The organism is uncultured Albimonas sp., assembly GCF_963977235.1.
Classification (GTDB): domain Bacteria; phylum Pseudomonadota; class Alphaproteobacteria; order Rhodobacterales; family Rhodobacteraceae; genus Albimonas.
Genome location: NZ_CAXBOD010000019.1, coordinates 49,495 through 68,663, shown reverse-complemented (window position 1 = coordinate 68,663; position 19,169 = coordinate 49,495). Strand labels below are relative to the sequence as shown.

Here is a 19,169-nt window from a genome sequence, read left to right as displayed (position 1 = left end):
CCAGGGCGAAGGCGCGCTGGAGCGCGACCAGGGCGAAGGCGCGCTGGAGCGCGACGCGGCGACGGCGCCGAGGGGCGGGGAGCGTTTCGTGGACTTGAGCAAGGACTTCGCGGAGATCTTCGAGCGGATCTACGTGATCAACCTCGACAGCCGCCCCGACCGCCTGCGCGGGATCGCGGCCCAGTTCGCCCGCGTCGGCCTCACGATCGACGGCCCGCTCGTGCGCCGCGTCTCCGCGGTGCGCCCGAGCGAACAGGGCGACTGGCCCTCGATCGGCGCACGAGGCTGCTTCATGAGCCAGCTTTCGGCGCTGCGCGACGCGCGCGACGAGGGGCTGCGCTGCGTCGCCGTCGTCGAGGACGACTTCGACTTCTCGCCCTCGCTGCTGGCCGAGCCCGGGCGATACTTCGACCCCCTCAGGTCGCCCGACTGGCGGATGCTCCACGCGGGCCGCCCGGCCGATACGCCGGGCGCGCGCGCCGTCCGCGCCTGGAGGCCCGCGGCGCAGGACGTCCTCTACCACGCGCATTTCGTCGGCTTCCGGGGCGAGATCATCCCTCGCATCGTCGAGCACCTCGAACAGGTCGCCGCGCGCCCGAAGGGCCATGGCGCGGGCGGCCCGATGCATGTCGACGGCGCCTACCAGATCTATCGCGAAGCCCATCCGGAGACGCAGACGCTGGCCTTCGACCCTCCGATGGGCGTTCAGCGCTCCTCGGCCAGCGACATCACGCCGGTCTGGCATGACCGGGCGCCGTTCGTGCGCAACCTCGCCGGGCTCGCCCGCCGCGTGCTGAAGTCGTCCTAGACCGACCGGGCTAGACCGACCGGGTCGCCCTGGCGCAAGCTGGCCGCCGCAACGAAAGGACCGATCCGATGAAGGATTTCGATCGCGCCGGGCATGAGGTCTCGGCCGCCGAGCGCGCGGCGCTGGAGCGGCCGCAGTTGTATGTCTCACCCCATCCGCCGCCCTCGATGGCGCGGCTCGAGTCCTCGCGCCTGCTGCGCAAGGTCAACACGATCAGGATGATGTGGAAGGGCTCGAAGAACCTTCTCGACCTGATCCACCCGGAGCTGGCGAACCGGCGCTGGAACGTGGTGCGCGCGGGCGGCGAGACCATCGTCACCGTCAACGACGCCGACTTCGCCCGCCACGTGCTGCAGGCCAATCCGGACAACTACGTGAAGGGCCGGCTCTACGAGATCATCTTCTCGCGCTTCCTGCGCAAGAGCTCGCTGACCATGGACGGCGAGACCTGGCGCCAGCGCCGCCGGCTGATCTCGCCCGCCTTCAACGCCCGCGCCATCAAGGGGGTCGAGGCGATCGTCGCCCGCCATGTCGAGGCGATGCTGGGGACCTGGGGCGAGGCAGCCGACGCCGGCCGTCCCGTCGATCTGACCCACGACGTCGGCGAGCTGGCGATGCGCATCGCGATGGAGGCGTTCTTCTCGGCCGACATGGGCGAGGATCCCGCCCGCATCGGCGCGCTGATGGACAAGGTGATCACCGACGCGGGCTCTCCGCCCTTCGCCGACATCATGAACCTGCCGGCCTGGATCCCCCGCCGCTCGCGCCGCAAGGCGATGGCCTGGCTCGATGAGCTGGACGCCTGGCTCTATCCGCTGATCGACGCCCGCCTCGCCCGGCGCGAGGCGGGCGAGGCCGAGCCCGCCGCTCCCGACCTGCTCGACATCCTGGTGCATGCCAAGGACGCCGAGACGGGGGCCTTCCTCGACCGCGCCTCGATCCGCAACGAGGTGCTGACCCTGTTTGCGGCCGGCCACGAGACCACCGCGCTCAGCTTCGCCTGGGGCCTCGACCGCCTGTCGCGTGAGCCGGAGTGGCAGGACCGCCTTGCGGCCGCGGCGGCCGAGGCCGAGGCGGGCGCCCCGCTCGATCCCGCCGCGGCCCGCGCCGTGCCGCTGCTGCCGGCGGCCTACGACGAGATCCTGCGCCTCTACCCGCCGGCCTTCTCGATCGGGCGCCAGGCCACGGCCGCCGACCGGTTCGAGGATGTCGAGATCGCGCCGGGGACCCGCATCCAGATCGTCATCGGCATGATCCACCGCAATCCGCGCTATTGGGAGGCCCCCGGCGTCTTCGACCCCGAGCGCTTCCTGCCCGCCAACCGGGCCGGGCGCCATCCCTTCGCCCACATTCCCTTCGGCGGCGGCCCGCGGATCTGCGTGGGCCTGGCGCTGGCCCGGCTCGAGGGGGTGATGGTGCTCGCCCGCGCCCTGCCGCGGTTCCGCCTTGCCCCCGACGGCCCGCCGCCGGAGCCCGTGGGCAAGATCACCCTGCGCACCCGCGAGCCGGTGACGATGCGGGTGTCCCGCCGCGGCTGAGTCTCTAGGCGCGGAGGCGGCGAATCCCGGCTCTCGCGCCGGCGCGACGATCGAGCGCTGCGGCCGCCTGCGGGCGGCGCCCCGACGCGGCTCAGGGGGCGGCCGCGCCCTGTGCGCCGGGGCGCGATGACCTCGCGCGCCGCTCGCGGTAGGAGGCGCGGCGGTCTGCGCGTGAGGACCCCGGTCTGGCGTCGGCTGGGCGGGTTTCGGGCGCGCGGAGAGCTGTCCGCGCCCCCGGTCGAATGCTCGGGCCATGCGCAAACGCTCGCCTTTCCCTCCCCCACGTGCTTGGGTGACGTTCGACAACGCGCCGCCGCGACCCCGAGAGGCGGCGCCGGGGGCCGGGCGTGAACCCGGTCTTCAGGCATTCCGGGGCAGGGTGACGCCGGGAGATGATCCGGGCGGCGCCCGGACGCAGAGCAGCAAGGGCAGGGACCACGAATGAGCAAGCGATCCGCGCGCGGGGCGATGCCGCTGGGCTACGCCGAGATGATGGCGCCCTGGATGGTGATGACCGAGATGTGGCGTTTCCAGTACGAGACCTCGGCCGCCGCCGCGGAAGTGATCCTGCGCCGCACGCTGCTCGCCGCCACCGGCGCGATGAGCCTGCAGGAGGCGGTGGACATGGTGATGGAGAAGCCCGCCACCTTCTCGACCTCGCTCGAGGCGATGTCCGTGGCGCTCGCCGGCGGCGCCGGCCCGCAGGAGGCGCTGCGCGCCGCCGCCGCCCCGATGTCGCGCCGCATGCGCGCCAACGCCGCGCGCCTGCGCGGCTGAACGCAGGCGCCCCGCCTCGCCCGCAGGCGAGGCTTTGGCGCACGCCCCGGACAGGCTTTGGCGCCCCCCCCAACAGGCTTTGGCGCACGACGCTCCCGACAGCGCCTCGGCGCACGAAGGCGCCGACACGCGCGTGACACTCCGCAGGCGCGCGCCGGGCGCGTGGCAGGCGGCGACGCATGCGCCCGCCGTCCTCGGGCCGGGCCCTTGGCCTCCGGTCACGTTGTTCCGCACATCGCTCCGAAGCGGGCGGGGGCGAAGCCCGGGCGGCGGTCCTCGGCGGGCTGAGCTCGTCGGCGATGGCCGGGCAGGGGGGCGGGATCCAGGCATCCAGGGTCATCCCCCACGCCGGTCGCCGCTCTCGTCCTCGGTCTGCCGGGCGGCGCGCCGGGCGCCTGAAGGTCGTCGCGGGACCCGACCGGCTGCGCCCGAAAGGGGCGTTTCGTCGGCCAGACGGGTGCGGGGGGCGGAGATGAAACGGGCGGGCCGATCCTCGCCGGGATCGGCCCGCCCTTTCAAGCGGTTACGGAGCGTCGCCCCCCGCCCTTGAAGCGGTTGCGGGCCGCCGGCCCGCCCCCTGAAGCGGCCGCGGGGCGCCGCCCCGCGGGCTCGGCTCAGGCCAGGTCGCGGACGTCCGTCAGGCGGCCGGTGACGGCTGCGGCCGCGGCCATCGCCGGGCTCAGCAGGTGGGTGCGGCCGCCGCGGCCCTGGCGACCCTCGAAGTTGCGGTTCGAGGTCGAGGCGCAGCGCTCGCCGGGGGCGAGCTGGTCGGGGTTCATCCCGAGGCACATCGAGCAGCCGGCCATCCGCCACTCGAAGCCCGCGTCGATGAGCTTCTGGGCGATGCCCTCTTCCTCGGCCATGGCGCGCACCAGGCCCGAGCCGGGGACGATCATCGCGCGGATGCCGTCCTTGACCTTGCGGCCCTCCATCACCTTGGCGACCTCGCGCAGGTCCTCGATGCGGCCGTTGGTGCACGAGCCGATGAACACCGTGTCGATCTCGATGTCCTTGAGCGCCATGCCGGGCTTCAGGCCCATGTAGTCGAGCGAGCGGGTCGCGGCCGAGACCTTGCCGCCCTTGAAGCTGTCGGGGGAGGGCACCACGGCCGAGATCGGCAGCACGTCCTCGGGGCTGGTGCCCCAGGTGACCACGGGCTCGATCTCGGCGGCGTCGATCTCGATGACCTTGTCGTAGTGGGCGCCCTCGTCGGACCTGAGGGTCTTCCAGAACGCCAGCGCCTGCTCCCACGCGGCGCCTTTGGGCGCGTAGGGGCGGCCCATCACGTACTGGAAGGTCTTCTCGTCCGGCGCGATCAGGCCGGCGCGGGCGCCGCCCTCGATGGCCATGTTGCACACGGTCATGCGGCCTTCCATCGACAGCGCCTCGATGGCCTCGCCCGCGTATTCGATGACGTAGCCGGTGCCGCCGGCGGTGCCGGTCTTGCCGATCACGGTCAGGGTGATGTCCTTGGCGGTGACGCCGAGCGGCAGCCTGCCGTTCACCTTCACCAGCATGTTCTTGGACTTCTTCTGGATCAGCGTCTGGGTGGCGAGCACATGCTCGACCTCCGAGGTGCCGATGCCGTGCGCCAGCGCGCCGAAGGCCCCGTGGGTGGCGGTGTGGCTGTCGCCGCACACGATGGTCATGCCGGGCTGGGTCAGGCCCTGCTCGGGCCCGATGATGTGCACGATGCCTTGGCGGACGTCGTTGACGTCGAAATAGGTGACGCCGAAGTCGGCGGCGTTCTTGCGCAGGGTGTCGATCTGCAGCTTCGCCTCGGGGTCCGAGATCTCGCCGGTGGCGCGGCCGATGTCGGTGGGCACGTTGTGGTCGGGCACGGCCACGGTCAGCTCGGGGCGGCGCACGGTGCGGCCGGTCATGCGCAGGCCCTCGAAGGCCTGGGCGGAGGTGACCTCGTGGGTCAGGTGCATGTCGATGTAGAGGAGGCTGGTGCCGTCCTCGGCCTCGTGCACCACGTGGGCGTCCCAGATCTTGTCGTAGAGGGTCTTGGGGGCGGTCATCGGAGGTCTCCGGAATTGGCGTCGGGCTGGGGTCGTCAGGGCGCGTCGCGGCGCGCGGGCTTCGGGCGCGAAGGCTCAGCCCACGGCGGGAAGCTCGGCGAGGCGGCCGAAGAAGCGCCACGGCAGGCGGGCGCGATCGCTCATGACGAGGGGTCCGGACATGGCGCGGAAATTATGTCGCGCTTCGGCTCGCCGCAAGCGGGGAATCGCGGAGCGGGGTCGGCGGGGCGGCTCTGCCGTCCGCTGCGCGGCCGGGACGCCCGCCCGCCGACCCCGCCACGGGCGCACGAATTCCTGGGGCGCGGAGGCCCGCTCGGGTCGCCCGGGCGGGGGTCAGGCGGCGAGACTCACCGCCCCGCCCCAGGGGTCGCGCAGGATCGCGCGGCCGTCTCGGGTTTCGGGCGTCAGGCCTGCGGCCTCGGCGCGGGCCAGCATGGCCTCGCGCAGGTCGGCGTCGCGCGCCACGATCTCCACCTGCTCGAGGCCCGCCATTCCCCCGCTCCGGCGCCCGGCGCCGCGGCTGTTCCAGACGTTGGCCGCAAGCTGGTGGTGGTAGCCGCCCGAGCCGTAGAAGCTCGCGCCCGGATAGTCGGCCGAGACGTCGAAGCCCAGCACGTCGCGGTAGAAGCCGTCGGCGCGCCCGGTGTCGCCCACCTGCAGGTGCACGTGGCCCACGATCAGCCCCTCGGGGGCCGCGCCATAGGCGGTTCCCGCGCCGCTCTCGAAGAGCGCCTGCGCGTCGAGCGGCAGGGTCGAGAGCGCCACCGCGCCCGAGGGCGTGCGCCAGCGGGCCTCGGGCCGGTCGGCGTAGACCTCGATGCCGTTGCCCTCGGGGTCGGAGAGGTAGAGCGCCTCGGAGACCACGTGGTCCGAGGCGCCCTCCAGCCGCGCCCCGGTCGCGCGCGCGTGGCCGAGCCAGCGGCCGAGGTCGGCGCGCGAGGGCATCAGGAAGGCGGTGTGGAACAGGCCCGCCTGGCGGCGGTCGAGCGGCGCGAGGCGCGCGTCGCCCGCCAGCTCGAGCAGCGGCCGGGCGCCGCCGCCGGGGGCCGGGGCGCCCAGCACGGTCCAGCCGGCGCCCTCGTCCAGGCGGCGCAGGCCCAGCAGATCCTCGTAGAACTCCGCCACGCGGGCCAGGTCGCGCACCCGCAGGCGCACGCGGCCGATGCGCAGCGGCGCGGCCTGCATGTCGAACATCGCCCCCTCGGGGGAGGGGGAACGGGAGGCGGCCTGGGTCATGGCGGGGCTCCTTGGCGGAGAGAGAGATCGAGGCGGGAGGCGGGGCGGCGGCCCGCGCCGGGCGGACCGCCTCAAGATGGAGCGAGAAAGCGCCCGCGATAATATGGGCCTGTGTGGATAAATTGTGAGCGTCCGGGAAACCTCTGTCGCCGGGAGCTGCGGAGCTGGCGAGGATCTGGGCCGGGCATCGGTCGCATTCCCGGCGCCGATGGTCGCGCCCGTGCCGCGCGCCGGAGGGCGGCGGTGGTTCCCTTGGGGCGCCCTGCGGTTCCATCGAACTGGCCGGCGGGCAGGTCAGCCACGGGTTGCCTTTCGCGCTCAGCGCCCTAGGCTTCCGGGCGCCGCATGCGAAATGCAGGCGTATGAATATAATATTCGCGTCCTGCATCCCGCGGGTCGTCGGCAGGATGGCGCAGGTTTCATCTTTCCGTCCGACCGACGATTTCGATGCGCGACGCCGTCCGAGCGTCGTCATTTAGAAGCGAATCTGGAACCGGGCCCGCGGCCCGGAGGAGGGGAGCCGTGTTTTCCAGGATCATGACGCCGGTCGACCTGGCCCACCTCGAGCGCTTGCGAAAGTCGCTCGACGTGGCCGCCGGGCTGGCCCGACAGAACGACGCGCCCGTGACCTACGTGGCCGTCACCTCGCCCGAGCCCGGCTCGGTCGCCCACAATCCCGAGGAGTTCGCCGCCAAGCTCAAGGCTTTCGCGCAGAGCGAGGCGCAGAGCCACGGCATCGCGACCGACTCGAAGGCGCTGGTCAGCCATGACCCCGGCGTCGACCTCGACAAGACGCTGCTCAAGGCGGTGGACGAGATCGGCGCCGACCTGGTGGTCATGCAGAGCCACGTGCCCAACCTCGCCGATTACCTCTGGCCGTCGAACGGCGGCGCGATCGCGGCCCATTCCAAGGCCTCGGTCTTCGTCGTGCGCTGAGGCGCGCGGCCCGGGGACTGACGCGCTCCGGGTCTTGCCGCCCGCCCGCCTGACGCACATTCAATGACAGGGAGCCCCCCATGAGCGATTCCTCCGACTCCGAGGCGATACCCGCCCCGGAAGGACCCGCCAACATCATCGAGACCGACTACGAGATCGGTCAGAACAACATCCAGCCCAGGATCGGGCCGTTCGGCCTCGACATCCACAACCCGGTGTTCGCGATCTCGAGCCTGGTGGTCATCGCCTTCGTGGTGATCACGCTGGCCTTCCAGAACTCGCTCGGGCCGGCGTTCAACGACCTGCGCAACTGGCTGACCGGATCGCTGGACTGGTTCTTCCTGATGGCGGGCAACATCTTCGTTCTGGTGTGCCTCGGCATCGTGATCTCGCCGCTGGGCCGGGTCCGGCTGGGCGGCAAGGACGCCACGCCCGACTACTCCTACTTCGGCTGGTTCGCGATGCTGTTCGCCGCGGGCATGGGCATCGGCCTGATGTTCTTCGGCGTGCTCGAGCCGGTCTACCATATGGCCATCTCCGAGCCGCTGGGCGTGCCCTCGCCCTTCGCCGAGGACGGCTCGCTGATCCCCGAGAACCTCGACGCGGCGCGCGCCATGGGCATGGCCGCCACGATCTACCACTGGGGCCTGCACCCCTGGGCGATCTACGCGATCGTCGCGCTGGCGCTGGCGCTGTTCTCGTTCAACAAGGGCCTGCCGCTGACCATCCGCTCGATGTTCTACCCGATCTTCGGCGAGCGGATCTGGGGGTGGCCCGGGCATATCATCGACATCCTGGCGGTGTTCGCGACGCTGTTCGGGCTCGCGACCTCGCTGGGCTTCGGCGCGCAGCAGGCCAACGCGGGCCTGGCCTTCGTCTTCGGCATCCCCAACGGGATCGAGGCGCAGGTGATCCTGATCGTGGTGATCACCGGCGTGGCGCTGATCTCGGTGCTGCGCGGGCTCGACGGAGGGGTCAAGCTGCTCTCCGAGGTCAACATGGTGCTGGCGATGCTGCTGCTGGCCTTCGTGGTGCTGGTGGGGCCGACGCTGTCGATCCTGACCGGATTCGTCGACGGCCTGCTGGCCTATGGTCGCGAGCTGATTCCGCTGTCCAATCCGGTCGGGCGCGACGACGACAGCTTCCGCCAGGGCTGGACCTCGTTCTACTGGGCGTGGTGGATCTCCTGGTCGCCGTTCGTGGGCATGTTCATCGCCCGCGTCTCCCGCGGGCGCACGGTGCGCGAGTTCATCGTCTGCGTGCTGATCATCCCCACCCTCGTGTCGGTGTTCTGGATGTCGGCCTTCGGCGGCACCGCGATCGAGCAGGTGGTCGAGCTCGCCAACTCCCAGGTGAAGGAGCACGTCATCGACAGCTACAGCCCCGAGCTGTCGTTGTTCGGCATGCTGGCGGACCTGCCGCTGGCCTCGGTGACCTCGGTTCTCGCGGTGATCCTGGTGATCGTGTTCTTCGTGACCTCGTCGGACTCGGGCTCGCTGGTGATCGACACGATCACGGCGGGCGGCAAGGTCGACGCTCCCGTCTCCCAGCGCGTGTTCTGGGCGAGCTTCGAGGGGCTGGTCGCGATCGCGCTGCTGGTCGGCGGCGGATTGGGCGCGCTGCAGGCGATGGCGGTCTCGACCGGCTTCCCCTTCGCGGTGGTGCTGCTGATCGGCTGCTGGGCGATCATCAAGGGCCTGATGGACGAGCCGCGCTGAGCCGCGCCTCCCCCTGACGTGTCGAGGGGCGTCCGCCGCAAGGCGGGCGCCCTTTTCGATGTCAGCCCGCCTGCGCCGCGTCCGCCCGCGACCCTCGGGTGGCGAGCAGGGCGCCCAGCCCGATCAGCGCGATGCCCAGCAGGGCGTGGGGGCCGGGGATCTCGGCGAAGAACACCACCCCCCACAGCATTGCGAATCCGAGGTAGGACGTGTCGAAGACCCCGATCAGCGGCGTCGGCGCCAGGCGGTAGGCCGCGGCCACCGCGACCGCCACCAGCGCCAGCAGCGCCCCCAGCAGGCCGGCGAGCGCCCAGTCTTCGAGAGCCAGCGGCCGCCAGCCCGCGAGCGCGAAGCCGGCGTCCGCGACCGGCCTCAGGCCCAGCCCCGTCAGTTCCAACCCCGCCAGTTCCAACCCCGCCAGTTCCAGCCCCGCCAGGCCCAGCCCCGCCAGCAGGCTCAGGCACAGGTTTAGATCCAGCGCCAGGGCGCCCGGGCTTTCCTCGCGGCAGCGGCGCCAGGTGATCGTGCCGGCCAGCGCGTAGAATCCCGCCGCGGCGAGCGCCAGCAGCGCCGCAGGTTCGAGGGCGCCGGCCTGCGGGTTCGCGACCAGCCCCGCGCCCAGGAGCGTCAGCCCGATCGCGGCCCAGCCGCGCCGATCCGGCCGCCTGCGCGCCATCAGCGCCATCCAGGCCGGCGCCGTGTAGTAGCAGGCCGCCGCCAGCGCCAGCGACAGCGAGGGCAGCGCCGCATAGTAGCACAGCCACATCGCCGCGAGACTGAGACTGCGCGCCCGCACCCAGCCCCGGCGCCTCGGCCGCCCTGTTCGCCCCAGAACGCGCAGCCCCGCCGCGATCAGCCCCGCCGCCGCCAGCGAACGCAGCAGCATCAGTTGCGCCAGCCCGAAGCGCTCCCCGCTCAGCTTGACCAGCGCGTCCGAGAGCGACAGCAGCAGCACGCCCAGCGTGATCGCCAGGATGCCGCGCAGCCGCGCCGAGGGTTGGGGGGAGGGGGGGGGCGATCCATGCCATGCGCCCATGGAAATCCGATCCCGAGGCAGGCATAAAATGAGAAAGCGTCCCCCAGGCATGAGGCGATGGAATGCATCTCCGCTCCCTCCCCGTGCTCTCGCGCCTGCGCCCGTTCGAGGCCGCCGCCCGGCACGAGAGCTTCACCGCCGCGGCGCAGGAGCTGGGCCTGACCCAGACCGCCGTCTCCAAGCAGATCGCGGCGCTGGAGGCGGAACTGGGCGTCGCGCTTTTCGTGCGCCGCAACCGCGCGGCGTTCCTGACCGAGGCGGGGCGCGCCCTTGGCGGCGTCGTGGGCCCCGCGCTTGCGGAGATCGCGGCCGAGGCCGCCCGCCTGCGCGGCGCCTGCGAGCCCGCCGGCGTGGTGCTGCACTGCCAGCTTTGCGAGGCGTTCTACTGGCTGATGCCCCGCCTCTCCCGCTTCCATGAGCGCCACCCCGAGGTCGAGCTGCGCGTGGTCAGCGCGCTCGCCCCGCTCACCGAAGCGGCCGAGCCGTTCGATGTGGCGCTCCAGACCACCGGCCGGGCGAGCGGGGCCGCGCCGCTGGTCTTCGCCGCGCACGACGAGGTGTTCCCGGTCGCCGCCCCCTCGCTGCTGGCCGCCAGCCTGCCGGGCGCGGCGTGGCCGCTCTCGCCCGAGGCGCTGGCGGATCTGCCGCTGCTCTCGCACCGGGTGGCGCCGCAGGACTGGATGGACTGGCCCGACTGGTTCGCCGCCGTCGGCCGCCCGATGCCCACGGGCGCCCGTCGCGTGGCCTTCGACAGTTTTCCGCTGGTGCTGCAGGCGGCCGCGGCGGGGCAGGGGGTTGCGCTGGGCTGGGCGCGCACCGTCGCGGGCCTGATCGAGGAGGGCAAGCTGGTCCGCGTGACCGCCCAGGGCGTCCCGCGCCCGGCCGAGATCTCGGTGTTCCGCGGCGCCCGACGCGGCCCCCGCCGGCAGACCGAGGCGCTGCTCGAGTGGCTGCGCGCCGAACTGAGGTCCTGAACGCGCGCCGCCTCAGGCCACGCTGGCCGCGAGGTAGAGGGCCACGACATGCTCGCGCGCATCGGCCAGGTGTTCGCGCAACTGCGCCTCGAGCCGGTCGGCGTCGCGGGCGCGAATCGCCTCCATCAGCGGATCGTGGGAGGCCGCGATCCGCTCGGGATCGTCGTAGAGCCGCCCGACGATGGCGATTCCCGCCCGGAGCTGGGTCGCGAGCTGGTCGAAGATCCGCAGGATCTGGCCGTTGTCCCCCAGCTCGCACAGCATCCGGTGGAATCGGTAGTCCTCGGCCACCTGCTCCTGCGCCGCGCCGGCCCGGCCGAGCCGGTGCAGCGTCTCGACCTGCGCCTCGAGGCGGGCGAGGTCCGCCTCGGTGATCCGCTTCAGCGCCATCCGCGAGGCGTGGATCTCGAGCACCTCGCGCAGGTCGTAGATGTCGTGCATCTCCTTGGAATCGTAGGCATGCACGAAGAATCCCCGACGGGGATGCGAGACGATCAGCCCCTGGCTCTCGAGCAGCCGCAGGGCCTCGCGGGCGGGCGCGCGAGAGGTGCCCAGCTCCCGCGCCAGCTTCGCCTCGGCCACCTTCTCGCCGGGGCGCAGCCGGCCGTCGCCGATCGCGCGCACCACCTGGTCGGCGATTCGCGTCACCAGATCGTCAGGCTCGAGCACCTTGAAGGTGCGTGCAGTCGATGGGTCCTGAAACTTCTCGAACATACTCGAAACAAGTCCTCTTCCGCCTCCCGGACGGGCCTCGGCCGCGGCGGTTGTCCGCCGTCGATCCCCCCGCCTGGTCCGGCCGCGCGCCGCGGTCGGGACGCGTGAAGCGAGTCGCACAAGGGAACGCCGAAGAAAACAATCTGTCGACAGTTGATTTGTCGAGAAATCTTCATCATCGTGTTTTGCGACGCAGCAGAATCGTCCGGACAACCCCGGACGGCAAGCCTTTCCGGAGTTTGCCATGACGATCCAGACCCAGATCTCCACCGCCCAGCCGGTGGAACGGGTTCACCTCGCCGCCGCCTACCGGCTGATCGCCGAGTTCGGCATGGACGACTCGATCTTCACCCACATCTCGGCCCGCGCTCCGGCGGCTGAGGGCGAGCACGCCTTCCTGATCAACCCCTACGGCCTGCGCTTCGACGAGGTGACGGCCTCGAACCTCGTCACCGTGGATCTCGACGGGAACATCCTGCGCGACGACTACGGGCAGGGGATCAACAAGGCGGGGTTCACCATCCACTCGGCCGTGCACATGGCTCGGCCCGACGTGCATTGCGTGCTGCACACGCACACCGTCGCCGGCGTCGCGATCTCCTCGGCCGAGGAGGGGCTGCTGCCGCTGAACCAGTGGTCGCTCGAGTTCTACGACCGCATCGCCTTCCACGACTACGAGGGCATCGCCCTGAACCTCGAGGAGCGCGAGCGCCTGATCGCCGACCTCGGGACCAAGATGATCATGATCCTGCGCAATCACGGGCTGATGACCTGCGGGACCTCGGTGGGCGACGCGTTCAAGGCGATGTTCAACTTCGAGCGCGCCTGCAAGGCGCAGCTGGCGCTGATGGCGACCTCGATGACCCCGCGCCTGGTCGCCCACGACCTGGCCGAGTTCACCGCCCGCCAGGGCGAGGACTGGTCGGCCAGGCACGAGGCCTCCGGCAAGCCCGACCCGGAGTGGGAGGCCTACCTGCGGCTGGCCAAGAAGCGCTGCCCGGACTTCGACTCCTGAGATGAATGCGATCCCGCCCCTCCAGCCCTTGCCAGAGGGCGAGGCGCCGGCCGCCCCGGCGATCGGCGTCTACCTCTCCAGCCGCCTGGACCTGAAGGAGATCTTCGGCGAGGCGACGGACCCTCGCCTGGTCCTGATGCGCCCCGAGGAGGTCGAGGATCCCGCCGCCGTCATCTGCGCGCTGTGCTGGCAGGCGCCCGACGACGGGTTCGACGCCTATCCCAACCTGAAGGTCGCGGGGTCGATCGCGGCGGGGGTGGACCATATCCTGTCCTGCCCCTCGCTGCCTGCCGACGCCGTGGTCACACGGGTGCGTGACGACAGCCAGGCCGACCTGATGGCGGGCTTCGCGGCCTTCCACGTGGTCTGGCACCACCGCCGCATGGACGATTTCCACGCCTGGCAGTCCCGCGGCGAATGGCGGCGCACCGACCGCCCCGCCGAGCCGTGCGAGACCACCGTGGGCGTGCTCGGCTACGGGCTGATGGGCCGCGCGGTGGCGCGCGCGGTCGCGGCCCTGGGGTTTCGCGTGGTCGCCGCGGCCCGCAACGCGGCAGAGGGCGACCCCGGCGTCGAGGTCGTTTCGGGCGAGGACGCCATCGGCCGCGCGGCCGAGCGCGCCGACATCCTGGTCAACGTCCTGCCGCTGACCGAGGCGACGCGCGACGTGCTCGACGCGGCGCTGTTCGCGCGGATGCCCAAGGGCGCCTGCGTGATCCAGATCGGCCGGGGCGAGCAGATGGTGGAGGAGGACCTCCTCGCCGCGCTGAACGCCGGCCAGATCGCCGCCGCCTCGGTGGACGTGTTCCGAAACGAGCCGCCGGGCGACGACCATCCGTTCTGGGCGCATCCGCGGGTCTTCGTGACCCCGCACCGCGCCTCGGACACCTCGCGACACGCCACGGTCCGCCAGCTTGCGGACGCCGTCGAGGCGCTCGCGCAGGGCCGCGCGCCCGAAAACCGCGTCGACCGCGCCAAAGGCTACTGAGCGCGTCCTCCCCCTCCACGCCCCCCCTTCCCGGAGCCGACAATGACCCCAACCGCCCCCGCCGCCCCCCTCCCGGAGCTTCGCGCATGACCCGGACCGCGGACCGCATCCTCGTCGGGGGCAAGATCTGGGCCGGCCTCGCGGAGGGTTTCTTCGAGGCGCTGGCGATCGAGGGCGACAAGGTGCTCGCCACCGGCACGCGCGAGGAGATCGAGGCGATGGCGGGCCCGCAGACCGAGGTGATCGACCTCAAGGGAAAGCTCGCCACGCCCGGTCTGAACGACAACCACATGCACCTGCACATGTACGGCTTCAACATGAAGCAGGTGGACCTGCGCGCCCGCGACGGCGTCCGCTCGGTCGAGGCGCTGCTGGCGCGGATCGCCAAGGCCGCCGAGACCGCCGAGCCGGGCGAGTGGATCGTGGGCCGCGGCTACGACCACGACAAGCTGGCCGAGAGCCGCCACCCCCACAGGCGGGAGCTGGATGCGGCCGCGCCCAACAACCCCGTCTATATCGTGCGCGCCTGCGGGCATGTCGGCGTGGCCTCCTCGAAGGCGCTGCAGATCGCCGAGATCGGCCACAACACCCCCGACCCGTTCGGCGGCGCCATCGGGCGGGCCGAGGGCGAGCTGACCGGCTGGCTGGCCGAGACCGCGCGCGAGCCGGTGCAGCGGGCGATGCCCTCGCCGACCGTCGACGACATCGTCGAGGCGATCGAGGTCGCGGGCCGCGACCTGCTGACCTACGGCATCACCTCGTGCATGGAGGCCGCCATCGGCATCCGCGACGACATGAGCGAGATGCGCGCCTACCAGAAGGCCCACGCCGAGAACCGCCTGCCGGTGCGCGTGGCGGGCGTGCTGATGGGCGACCTCGACCGCAACGTCGTCGACCAGTGCCACGCCGAGGGTCTGGTGACGGGCGTGGGCGACGACATGTTCCGCATCGCGGGCGTGAAGATCTTCCTCGACGGCTCGGCCGGCGGGCGCACCGCCTTCATGTCCGAGCCCTACGAGTCCGAGACCGAGGGCGCGCCCGCGAACTACGGCCTGCAGTGCCAGACCGCCCAGCAGACCGAAGACTTCGTGATGAAGTACCACAAGTGGGGCTACCAGGTGACGCCCCACGCCATCGGCGACGCGGCCATCGAGCAGATGCTGGTCGCCTACGAGAAGGCCTACGCCGCCCACCCGGTCGAGGATCGCCGCCACCGGATCGAGCATTGCGGCTGGCTCTCGCAGTCGCAGATCGACCGGATGGCGAAGATGGGCATCGTTCCCGCGCCCCAGCCCACCTTCATCTACTTCTTCGGCGACGGCTACGAGGCGTGCCTGGGCAAGGAGCGCCCGCAGTTCTGCTATCCGATGAAGGCGTTTCTCGAGGCCGGCGTGCATCCCTCGGCCTCGACCGACTGTCCGGTCTGCGACATCGACCCGTTCGCCAACATCTATGCTATGGTCACCCGCAAGACCGATACGGGCGTGGTGCTGGGCGAAGATCAGCGTCTGAGCATGGCCGAAGCGCTGCACTGTTACACCTACGAGGCCGCCTACGGCGTCCACGCGGAAGAGCGCAAGGGCCGCCTGATCCCGGGCCAGTACGCCGACGTGGCCGTGTTCTCGAACGACTTCTTCGAGATCGACCCCGAGGCGATCCTGACCACCGTCTGCGACATGACCCTGCTGGGCGGCGCGGTGGTCTTCGACAGGGAGGCGAACGCGACATGATCTCCACGATCACCGACCGGCTGCTGCTCTCGATCCCGGTCCTGTTCGGCGTGCTGCTGTTCGGGTTCCTGCTGCTGCAGCTTGTCCCCGGCGACCCCGCGCAGGTGGTGGCGGGGCCCATGGCCGCGCCCGACGTGGTCGAGGCGATCCGGGTCCAGATGGGCCTCGACCAGCCGATGATCTACCAGTTCTGGGCCTATCTCGAGCGGATGGCCCAGGGCGACATGGGCCGCTCGATGATCTCCAACAAGGCGGTGACCGAGGAGCTGTGGTCGGCGATCGGCCCGACGGTCGAGCTGATGGTCGCCTGCCTGTTCTGGTCGGTGCCGCTGGGCATCGGCATGGGGACGCTGGCCGCGGTGCTGCGCGGCTCGCTGGTCGACCGCTTCATCATGGGCCTGTCGGTGGCGGGCGTGTCGCTGCCGATCTTCTTCATCGGCCTGCTGGCGGTGCAGTATTTCGGCGTGCTGTGGTTCAACCTGCCCTTCATCGGGCGCGGCGGGCCGCTGTGGTCGGCCGACGGGCTGATGCACCTGATCCTGCCCGCGGTCTCGCTCGGCGCGATCATGATCGGGCCGGTGGCGCGGATGACGCGGTCCTCGGTGCTGGAAGTGCTGAAGCTCGATCATGTCCGCACCGCCCGGGCCAAGGGCCTGACCGAGACCCAGGTGATCCTGCGCCATGGCTTGCGCAACGCGCTGATCCCGGTGGTGACGCTGATCGGCCTTCAGGCCGGCTACCTGCTGGGCGGCGCGGTGGTGACCGAGACGATCTTCTCCTGGCCCGGCATCGGGCGGCTGACGGTGGGGGCGATCCTGAGCTCGGACTTCACCGTGGCGCAGGGGGCGATCCTGGTGTTCGCGCTGGCGTTCATCATCATCAACCTGATCGTCGACGTCCTTTATTCCCTTCTCGATCCGCGGGTGCGCCGATGACCCTGGCCGAAGCCTCCTCCGTCGCCGCCGCCCCGGCCGTCCCGCCCGAGGACGCGGCCCCTCCGCGCCGCAAGTCCTGGTTCCGCCGCCTGCTGCGCGACAAGGCCGCCGTGGTCGCGATGTCGGTGCTGGGGATCATCATCCTCGGCGCGATCTTCGCGCCGCTGCTGGCCACCCACGATCCCTATGTGAACTCCCGCTCGGTGATGACGCCGCCGGTCTGGCAGGCGGGGGGCGAGGCCGAGCACCTGCTGGGCACCGACGGGCAGGGGCGGGACATCTTCTCGCGCATCCTCTACGGCTCGCGCCTGACGCTGCTGATCGGGCTGATCTCGGTCGGTGTGGGCGGGTTCATCGGCTCGATGATCGGGCTGCTGTCGGCCTTCTACACGCGGCTCGACGCCTGGCTGATGCGCCTGATGGACATGATGCTCAGCTTCCCCGCCATCCTGCTCGGCCTCGCGCTGGTGGCGGTGATGGGGCAGGGGGCGGTGCCGGTGATCATCGCGCTGGCGATCTCCTCGATCCCCGATTGCGCCCGCATCTCGCGCGGCATCGCGGTCGGCGTGATGAAGATGGAGTTCATCGAGGCGGGCCGCGCGGTCGGCCTCTCGGACCGGGACCTGTTCCGCAAGTACCTGCTGCGCAACTGCATCTCCTCGATCATGATCTTCATCTCGCTGCGCTTCGGGCAGGTGATCCTGATCGGCGCGGCGCTCAGCTTCCTCGGCCTGGGCGCGCGCCCGCCGATGGCAGAGCTGGGCATGATGGCCTCCCAGGGGCGCGACTACCTGCTGTTCGCCCCGCATATCGCGGTGATCCCCTCGGTGGTCATCTTCATCATCGTCCTTTGCGCGAACGTCGCTGGCGACGCGCTTCGCGACGTGCTCGATCCGCGGCTTCAGGCGTAAGCCGCGGCCAACCCCGCATCGCGGACCGGGGCGCAAGACCCCGGCCGCCATCGCACCAGACACGTGCCGACAAGGAGGGCCCGTTAGATGACCAAGAGAACCCTGGGACTGGGGGCGGCGCTGGCCGTCTCGCTCCCGGCGCTGGCGACGGCGCAGACCGTCACCATCGTGCGCGAGCTCGACTCGAACAAGTACGATCCCCCCGCGATCACCGCGCTGGCGGGCTCGGAGGCGCTGTTCATGATGGGCGACACGCTCGTCGCCCTGAACGACGACATGCAGACCATCGAGCCGCTGCTGGCCGAGAGCTGGGAGGTCTCGGAGGACGGCAAGACCTACACCTTCAAGATCAAGGAAGGCGTGACCTTCTGCGACGGCAAGCCGATGACCGCCGAGGACATCGCCTACTCGATCAACCGCTGGGTCAGCCCCGAGCTGAAGTCGGGCGTCGCCTGGCGCGCGGGCGACATCAAGGAGGTGGTCGCGCTCGACGATTACACCCTGAAGTACGAGCTGAACGCGCCCTATTCCGAGCTGCTCTACCAGCTGGCCCAGTCCTTCGGGACCGTGGTCGACAAGGACAACGTCGAAGCGCTGGGCGAGGACTTCGGCATCAGCGGCTTCAACGGCACCGGCCCCTTCTGCTGGGAGAGCTGGGAGCCGCGCAACCAGCTGACCATGACCAAGCATGAGGGCTACAACTGGGGCCCGCCGATGTATGGCGAGGGCGCCGAGGCCAAGGTCGACAAGGTGGTCTGGAAGGTGGTCCCCGAGGCCGCGACCCGCACCGTGGCCCTGCTGACCGGCCAGGCCGACGTGTCCTACTACGTGCCCTTCATCGGCATGGAGAAGATGCGCCAGGCGCCCAACATCGAGGTCGTCCGCTCCGACGCCGCGTTCTGGACCAACTTCATCGGCTTCAAGGTCGACAAGCCCGGCATGAACGACCCGGCGGTCCGCAAGGCGATCAACCTCGCCGTCAACCGCGAGGCGATGGCCGAGGATCTGTTCTTCGGCGAGGTCGATCCGGCCTACACCTACGTCTCGGCCGGCGCGCTCGACTACAACCCCGCGGTCGAGGAGTTCGTGTTCAAGTACGACCCCGAGCAGGCCAAGCAGATCCTCGAAGAGGCCGGCTGGACCCTGAACGGCGACGGCGTGCGCGAGAAGGACGGCGTGGTCCTCGAGCCGACGATCTACTCGTTCATCGGCGAGTGGGCCAAGACCTCCGAGGTGGTCCAGGCGGACCTGCTGAAGGTGGGCATCAACCTGCAGATCCAGGCCTTCGACCCCACGGTCATCTGGGGCAAGCTGGCGACGCAGGAGTTCGACATCTTCACGATGGGCTTCCCCTACGTCTCGACGGGCGACGCGCTGAACCTGTACTTCCGCTCGGCCAACATCCCCTCGCCGAACCGGATGAACTGGAACGACCCCGAGACCGACGAGCTGCTCAAGACCGCGGCCGCCGCCACCACCGACGAGGCGCGCGCCGAGGCCTACGGCAAGGTGCTGATGAAGGTGCAGGAGGCGGTCACCTGGCTGCCGATCTACGAGCGCCCGATGCAGATCGCCTACGTCTCCAAGCTCGCGCCGATCACGCCGCACAACATCTACGGCGCCGGCCTCTACAAGGGCCTGCAGCTCGAGTTCGTGGACTGATCCGTCCTTGAAGACCGCGCGGCCCTTCCGGGGGCCGCGCCCTTGAAGACCGGCGCAGCCCTCCCGGGGGGGCGCCATGACGACCGCGCCGGCCCCCTTCGAGGGCCGGCGCCTCCCTCCCGAATTTCCGCCCGCGCCGGCGCCCAAGCGCCGCCCGGGCCGCGACC

16 protein-coding genes are annotated in these 19,169 nt (G+C 71.0%); 12 read left to right on the top strand and 4 right to left on the bottom strand.

Annotation, left to right across the window (positions count from 1 at the left end; translation table 11 throughout):
* The 3 genes from AAC134_RS11435 to AAC134_RS11425 form a co-directional block, all read left to right on the top strand.
* Nucleotides 1-808, top strand: an 808-nt coding sequence (locus AAC134_RS11435) for a glycosyltransferase family 25 protein (protein WP_339949223.1), incomplete at its 5' end; no start/stop codon positions are given.
* 68 nt (nucleotides 809-876) lie between these two features.
* On the top strand, nucleotides 877-2,346 hold the full coding sequence (locus tag AAC134_RS11430) for a cytochrome P450 (protein WP_339949222.1): 1,470 nt from the start codon (nucleotides 877-879) through the stop codon (nucleotides 2,344-2,346).
* Between the two features lie 441 nt (nucleotides 2,347-2,787).
* On the top strand, nucleotides 2,788-3,123 hold the full coding sequence (locus AAC134_RS11425) for a hypothetical protein (protein ID WP_339949221.1): 336 nt from the start codon (nucleotides 2,788-2,790) through the stop codon (nucleotides 3,121-3,123).
* 614 nt (nucleotides 3,124-3,737) lie between these two features.
* Here the strand turns inward: AAC134_RS11425 and leuC are convergent.
* Nucleotides 3,738-5,147: a 3-isopropylmalate dehydratase large subunit gene (gene leuC / locus AAC134_RS11420; RefSeq protein WP_339949220.1), complete on the bottom strand. Its 1,410-nt coding sequence runs from the start codon at nucleotides 5,145-5,147 to the stop codon at nucleotides 3,738-3,740.
* Nucleotides 5,148-5,480: 333 nt separating this feature from the next.
* Nucleotides 5,481-6,383: a VOC family protein gene (locus tag AAC134_RS11415; RefSeq protein ID WP_339949219.1), complete on the bottom strand. Its 903-nt coding sequence runs from the start codon at nucleotides 6,381-6,383 to the stop codon at nucleotides 5,481-5,483.
* 522 nt (nucleotides 6,384-6,905) lie between these two features.
* On the opposite strand from AAC134_RS11415, the gene AAC134_RS11410 reads away from it, so the two are divergent.
* Nucleotides 6,906-7,319 carry a universal stress protein gene (locus AAC134_RS11410; protein WP_339949218.1) on the top strand — a complete coding sequence of 138 codons (414 nt, stop codon included), beginning with the start codon at nucleotides 6,906-6,908 and terminating at the stop codon, nucleotides 7,317-7,319.
* An 80-nt stretch (nucleotides 7,320-7,399) separates the two neighbouring features.
* Complete coding sequence (locus tag AAC134_RS11405; protein ID WP_339949217.1) at nucleotides 7,400-9,037, top strand: BCCT family transporter; 1,638 nt, start codon at nucleotides 7,400-7,402, stop codon at nucleotides 9,035-9,037.
* 61 nt (nucleotides 9,038-9,098) lie between these two features.
* On the opposite strand, the gene AAC134_RS11400 is transcribed toward AAC134_RS11405, so the two are convergent.
* Nucleotides 9,099-10,073 (bottom strand): EamA/RhaT family transporter, encoded by a 975-nt coding sequence (locus AAC134_RS11400; RefSeq protein WP_339949216.1) that lies wholly within the window; start codon nucleotides 10,071-10,073, stop codon nucleotides 9,099-9,101.
* Nucleotides 10,074-10,135: 62 nt separating this feature from the next.
* On the opposite strand from AAC134_RS11400, the gene AAC134_RS11395 reads away from it, so the two are divergent.
* Complete coding sequence (locus AAC134_RS11395; RefSeq protein ID WP_339949215.1) at nucleotides 10,136-11,047, top strand: LysR substrate-binding domain-containing protein; 912 nt, start codon at nucleotides 10,136-10,138, stop codon at nucleotides 11,045-11,047.
* Between the two features lie 12 nt (nucleotides 11,048-11,059).
* On the opposite strand, the gene AAC134_RS11390 is transcribed toward AAC134_RS11395, so the two are convergent.
* The gene (locus tag AAC134_RS11390) at nucleotides 11,060-11,761 is read right to left on the bottom strand and encodes a GntR family transcriptional regulator (RefSeq protein ID WP_339949214.1); all 702 of its coding nucleotides are present in this window, start codon (nucleotides 11,759-11,761) and stop codon (nucleotides 11,060-11,062) included.
* Between the two features lie 244 nt (nucleotides 11,762-12,005).
* On the opposite strand from AAC134_RS11390, the gene AAC134_RS11385 reads away from it, so the two are divergent.
* The 6 genes from AAC134_RS11385 to AAC134_RS11360 all read left to right on the top strand — a co-directional run bounded on the left by AAC134_RS11385 (nucleotide 12,006) and on the right by AAC134_RS11360 (nucleotide 19,002).
* Nucleotides 12,006-12,776, top strand: coding sequence for a class II aldolase/adducin family protein (locus AAC134_RS11385; protein WP_339949213.1), 771 nt, complete (start codon nucleotides 12,006-12,008; stop codon nucleotides 12,774-12,776).
* Nucleotide 12,777: 1 nt separating this feature from the next.
* Nucleotides 12,778-13,764 (top strand): NAD(P)-dependent oxidoreductase, encoded by a 987-nt coding sequence (locus AAC134_RS11380; protein WP_339949212.1) that lies wholly within the window; start codon nucleotides 12,778-12,780, stop codon nucleotides 13,762-13,764.
* Between the two features lie 86 nt (nucleotides 13,765-13,850).
* Nucleotides 13,851-15,494 (top strand): amidohydrolase, encoded by a 1,644-nt coding sequence (locus AAC134_RS11375; protein ID WP_339949211.1) that lies wholly within the window; start codon nucleotides 13,851-13,853, stop codon nucleotides 15,492-15,494.
* Nucleotides 15,491-16,429 carry an ABC transporter permease gene (locus AAC134_RS11370; RefSeq protein WP_339949210.1) on the top strand — a complete coding sequence of 313 codons (939 nt, stop codon included), beginning with the start codon at nucleotides 15,491-15,493 and terminating at the stop codon, nucleotides 16,427-16,429. The genes AAC134_RS11375 and AAC134_RS11370 overlap by 4 nt, the downstream gene beginning before the upstream one ends.
* Nucleotides 16,426-17,340 carry an ABC transporter permease gene (locus tag AAC134_RS11365; protein WP_339949209.1) on the top strand — a complete coding sequence of 305 codons (915 nt, stop codon included), beginning with the start codon at nucleotides 16,426-16,428 and terminating at the stop codon, nucleotides 17,338-17,340. The genes AAC134_RS11370 and AAC134_RS11365 overlap by 4 nt, the downstream gene beginning before the upstream one ends.
* 87 nt (nucleotides 17,341-17,427) lie before the next feature.
* Nucleotides 17,428-19,002, top strand: a complete 1,575-nt coding sequence (locus tag AAC134_RS11360) for an ABC transporter substrate-binding protein (RefSeq protein ID WP_339949208.1) — start codon at nucleotides 17,428-17,430, stop codon at nucleotides 19,000-19,002.
* Nucleotides 19,003-19,169: the final 167 nt, after the last annotated feature.